The sequence below is a fragment of the Methanobrevibacter sp. 87.7 genome (genome assembly GCF_002208625.1).
Lineage (GTDB): Archaea > Methanobacteriota > Methanobacteria > Methanobacteriales > Methanobacteriaceae > Methanarmilla.
In genome coordinates, this window is sequence record NZ_MRCT01000121.1 from 1 (window position 1) to 5,852 (window position 5,852).

The following is a 5,852-nucleotide window of genomic DNA, read 5'->3' on the forward strand; positions in this document are numbered from 1 at the left end:
CCAATTGATATGTTTTACATATCGGTAATTTTTAATCTTTAAAAATAAGTTTTATTGTGGTAATTAATTTTAAAATAATAATGATTTTATATATTTGATAATATTATGTTCTATTTCTATTTATTTATTAAAATATTATGATATAGTTTTTTAATTTATAAAAGGATACGATTGTAATATATATTTAATTCGGATTTTTATTTTTTAAATTTTCTACATTAATTATAACTATTTTTAAGGATACTAAAAAATAAGGAGTTTTAAAATTGAAAAAGAATAATAAATACTTGAAATTTATTATAGTAATATCATTATTCTTTTTAGTTATTGCTTGTGTTTCATCTATTAGTGCATCTGATGTGTCTAATAATTCAGTTTCATCTAATAGTGAAATATCAGATATTTCTAGTTCTAATATAACAAGTAATAATCAATATTCAACTGAAAGCTTAGATTTATCTTCAAAATCTATAAGTGATGATTCATCACTTAATACTGTTGAAAATTCTAAAGATTCTAATAAACTTCTTGGTGATGTTTCATCAGGTAAGGTAAAAACTAATGCTTCTGATACTGAATATAATGATATTAAGTCTGCTTTAGACGATAATAAAGATCAAAACTTAACCGTATATATTGGTGAAGGTGTTTATTCTAATTCTAAATCTGGAGATAATGTTTTAGTTTCTGGTCAACAGAATACTAAATTAGTATTATCTAAAGTCAATGTAACTTTCATTGGTGCAGGTTCAGATAAAACTTTCATTGATGGTACAAATACTGACTGGTTATTTAATTTAACTTCATGTAATGTTACATTCATGAATTTAAGTTTGATTAATGCATATGGTAACTATAGTTCTGTTATTAAATCATCTTATTCTTATGTTAACATTATTAATTGTGTAATTAAAGATAACTATGTAAATGGGGTAAGTTATAACTCTTATAGTCCAATATATTTCACTGGGGGCTATTATGGTTTAGAAACTTTGAATATTATTAATTCAAGTTTTATTAATAATACTTATTATGCAAAAAATGTAACTAGTAGTTATGGATTTACTTATAGTTCTGCTGCTAGTGGAGGAGCTCTTAGTATTGCTAGTGCTAGATCAAATATTATTAATTCTAGTTTTATAAATAATAGTGCTATTTCTGAATCTAGTGCTGCTTATGGTGGTGCTATATATCTTTCTATGAATAACAAATTAGTTTCTTTCGATAATTGTTTATTTGATAACAATTATGCTAAAAATGGAGGATCTATTGGAAGTTATTATGGTGGAAATTTCAGTGTATTAAATTCTAATTTCACTAATTCTAAAGCTATAATTAATGGTTCTGCTATTTATTCTTCAGAATCTCTTACTTCTTCATCTAAAGTTTATGTTTATGTAGGTAATAATAAATATGAAAATTGTGTATCAGGTAATGGAAGTACAGATGATACTATTTATATTAGTGGTTCTCAATTAGTTGATTTAGATGGTAATGCATTTATGAATGCTTCTAATGTTGAAATGAGTGTTGGACAAGATAAAGACTATGTAGTTACTCTTACTGATAAATCTGGAAATCCTATTTCTGGTGAAAAAATTGCAATTTCTATGGTTAGTTCTAATTTAAATAATTATTTTAAATTAGTTACTGATGAAAATGGTAAAGTATTTTTAAATCTTAAAGATTTACCTTTAGGTATTTATAATGTTACTACTGTTCTTAAAAGTGATACTTATAGAACTGCTGATTTAAAAAACACTATAAGAATTAGAGGTAATTATTCATATTATTTCATAATGGATCCAGAAGAAGTAAACTTAACTGAAGGTGAACCATGTACTGTAATTGGAACTGTTGTTGATAGTTATGGTGAAGTTGACACTGGTTTAAGTGGTTGTCAAGTTACTATTACTTATGTAACAATTGATGGAAGTACTCGTATGGTATCTGGTGGTAATATAATTAGTGGAAGTACTTGTAAGTTTGAACTTTCTGATTTTGATTTATTACCAGGAAAAACTTATGATATCGTATTTGCACCTCAAGATACTTATTCTACTATTCAAAGTGGTCATTGTTATGTAACTATAGTTGAAACTCTTCCTGATAATTATTCAGATATTGATGTTATATATGTTGATGCAGTAAATGGTGATGATAAATTAGGTAATGGAACTGAAGAAAATCCTCTTAAATCTTTACAAGTTGCATTAAACTTAAATGATGCTCTTGGAGGTAATAAAAAAATAGTTCTTAAAGAAGGTAATTATCCACTTTCTGCTTACACAGTTAAAAACAATGTATCAATTGTTGGTGTAAATCCTTCTAAAGTAGTTGTTACTCAAATTAGTGGTAAAAAAGGAATTTTCTTTATTAATGGTAATTTAAGTGTATTATTTGATAATATTACATTTACTAATGGAAATACTACTTTAATTCCATATGGTGCTGTATTCTCAAATTATTATAATTCTAATGTAACAATTAATAATTCTATCTTTTATGGTAATAAAGGATGGTATGGTGGTGTTCTTTATAATAATGGTGATGGTACTGTAATTATTAATAATTCTTTATTCTATAATAATTGTGCTGTAAGTGCAGGTGCTATTACTGGATATGCTGGTAAAATATACATTTATAATTCTAACTTCACAAACAACACTGCTCAATATTATTTCGAATCAACTGATAAATATGTAAATGGTAGTGGTGGAGCAATAAAATTATATGGTAGTGTTGGCGCTATTATTGAAAATTGTACATTTACAAACAATTCTGCTCCAGAAGAAACAAGTCTTGATGGTGGAGGAGCTATTTCTATTCAATCATCATCTCCAATTCAAATAAATTATTGTAATTTTATTAATAACTATGCAGGAAAATATGGTGGAGCAATATGGGCATATTCTAATAATATAACTATATTCGGATCTGTATTTATTAATAACACTGCAAAGTATGCAGGTTCTGTTTTAGCATCTTATTATAATGATGGTACTGTAGTTAACATTACTAATTCTGTTATTTATTCCAATTCTGGTTCATCTCCAATCTATGTTCCAGTTGATTCTAATACAGTAATTTATGCTGATAATAATTGGTGGGGAACTAATTCTTTCCCTAGTTCAAATGCAATTATTAATAATAGAATTATAATGCAATTATATAATGATTTAGATGGTAATATTTATGCTACATTAAATACTCTTAAAGATATTAATGGAACTACTTCTGCTTTCGAAGGTTACTTACCTTTAAGATATGTTCAATGGAGTCCTTCAGAAAACTTTACAAATCCTGTTACTGAACTTGTAAATGGTGTTTCTGTTGTAAAATACAATGGTGATATTGAAAATGATGTTATTACCTCTACTATTGATGGTCAAAAATTAACATTAAAATATACTGCAATAAAATTAGATACTGTTTATGTTTCTACTAAAGGTGATGACAATAATATTGGTGATATAGACACTCCTGTTGCAACAATTAGCAGAGCATTACATTTAGCTGAATATTATAATGCTAGTAAAATTGTTATTAATGAAGGATTATATAATGAATTTAATTTAATTATTAACAGATCTATTACTATTAATGGTATTGGTACTGTTGTAGTTTATGCTAAACAATCAGGAAGAATATTTAATATTTCAACTAAAAACATTGAAGTAGCTATTTCAGGAATTACCTTTGTTAATGGTAGTGAAGTTACTGGTGGAGCAATTTTAATTAATGGTTCTAAAGTAAATATTGAAAATTGTACATTCTTAAATAACACTGGAAGTTCTGAAGCAGGAGCTATTTATTGGAGTGGAGATAATGGAACCCTTGTTAATAGTGTATTCAAAGGAAACATTGCTAGAAATGGTGGTGCTGTTAGTTGGGGTGGATTATTCGATTACTCTAAAGGCGGAAGAAATGGTCAAATAATTAATTGTACTTTTGATGACAATTATTCAATTGACTTTGGAGGATCTTCTGCTGTAACTGCATATGCACCTTCAATATCTATTATAAACTCTAATTTCACTAATAATCATGGTGGTAATTGGACTGATCATGGTGCATTAATGGTTTATGGTTCCAATTCAATTGTTTCATCTTGTTTATTTGAAAATAACACAATTGATTGTAAAGGTGCAGCTATACATCTTGGTGGAGATAATGTTAAAATAGTTAATAATACATTTATTAACAACACCATGTCTGGTATTGGTTATATGGGTGATGGTGGAGCTATTGAAATTCAAGGTGATAATGCATATATTTCAAATAATACTTTCATTGGAAACGGTGGAAAATATTGTGTAATGGGTGGAGCTATTGATGTTTTACCATCCTATGGAGAATCTGCAACTATAGTAAATAATACTTTTATTAATAACACTGCAAGTTATGGTGCTGCTCTCTATTTGGCACAAATTGAAGGTGATAATAGTATACTTGTTGCTGACAATAAATTTATTGGAAATTATGCAAAATCTGGTTCTGCTATTTATATTGAATCAGTTTCAAATGCTACTATAGTTAATAATTATTTTGAAGATGTTACTGCGGCTAAAAATCAAGGTGTTGTTATTTATAATGAATATGGAACTGTAACTTTATCTAATAATGCGATGATTAATTGTGCTAATAGTAGTGCATCTTCTATTCATAATGATTATGGTATTATTGATGGAGTATTTGTGACTTTTAATAATAATGAAACTAGTAATTTATTAAAAGGAGAAACTTTTGGAATTGTTGCTAAATTAACTGATGATATGGGTAATTCAATTTCTGGAGGAAAATTATCTATAAAAGTAAATAATACTGTTATTAGTAATGAAGAATTAGTTGGTCCTGAATTTATTGTTAATTATACTCCTAAAGATTCAGGTATTTATTTAATATCTGGTGATTATGATAGTTCAGATAAAGTTAATGTTAAAACTGGTGTTTTAAACGTTCTTAAAGGTACTAGTATTAGTTATGATATTGATGATGATTGTAATGTTATTGTTAAATTAGTGGATGAAGATTCAAATCCAATTTCAAATGCTAATATTATTTACAGTATAAATGGTACTGAAGTAGGTACTATTGTTACTGATGATAATGGTATTGCTAATATTAGTGGTTTAGATGGTAAATTCAATCTTGATTTAAGATTTGAAGGTGATGATAATTTTGCACCTTCTAATGCTTCTGGAATGTTATTTATTAAAAGGGTATCTGAAAGATTAAATACAACTATTACTTGTAAAGACATGAATCAAACTGCTGTTGATTTCTATAATGGTGAAAGAGAGGATTACTTTAATGTCACTTTAAGGGATTCAAATGGTAAAGCTTTAGCAAATAAACCCGTTTCTATTGGTTTTAATGGTGTTGTTTATAATTTAACAACTGATGCTAATGGTGTTGCACGTCTTCAAATTAATCTTGCTTACTCTGGAATTTACACTTTTGCTGTTGCATTTTTAGGTGATGATAATTATACTGGAAGTTTTGTAGTTTCTAAGATTACTATTACTCAGAAAGCTACAGTTTTAACTGTTCCAAGTACAATTACATATAAACTTGCAGCTCAAACTAAATCTATTACTGTTACATTAAAAGGTGTACAAGCTACTAATAAATTAAAATATGTTAATGCTGTAAATAAAGTAATTACTGTTGTTGTAAATGGTAAAACTTATACTGCAAGAACTAATAGTAAAGGTCAAGCAGTTATTAAAGTTTCAGTTAATAAAAGAGGAACTTATACTGTTACTACTAGATTTGCAGGGAATCCTACTTTTGCAGCAAAAACAACAACTTCTAAATTAGTTATTGTCTAGTGAAATTGTATTATTTTT

The 5,852-nt window shown here is 27.0% G+C and carries 1 protein-coding gene; it reads left to right on the plus strand.

Translation table 11 applies throughout. The features are described from left to right. Window positions 1-266: 266 nt before the first annotated feature. Window positions 267-5,834, plus strand: a complete 5,568-nt coding sequence (locus tag BGI41_RS06295; RefSeq protein ID WP_088539596.1) for a right-handed parallel beta-helix repeat-containing protein — start codon at window positions 267-269, stop codon at window positions 5,832-5,834. Window positions 5,835-5,852 lie beyond the last annotated feature (18 nt).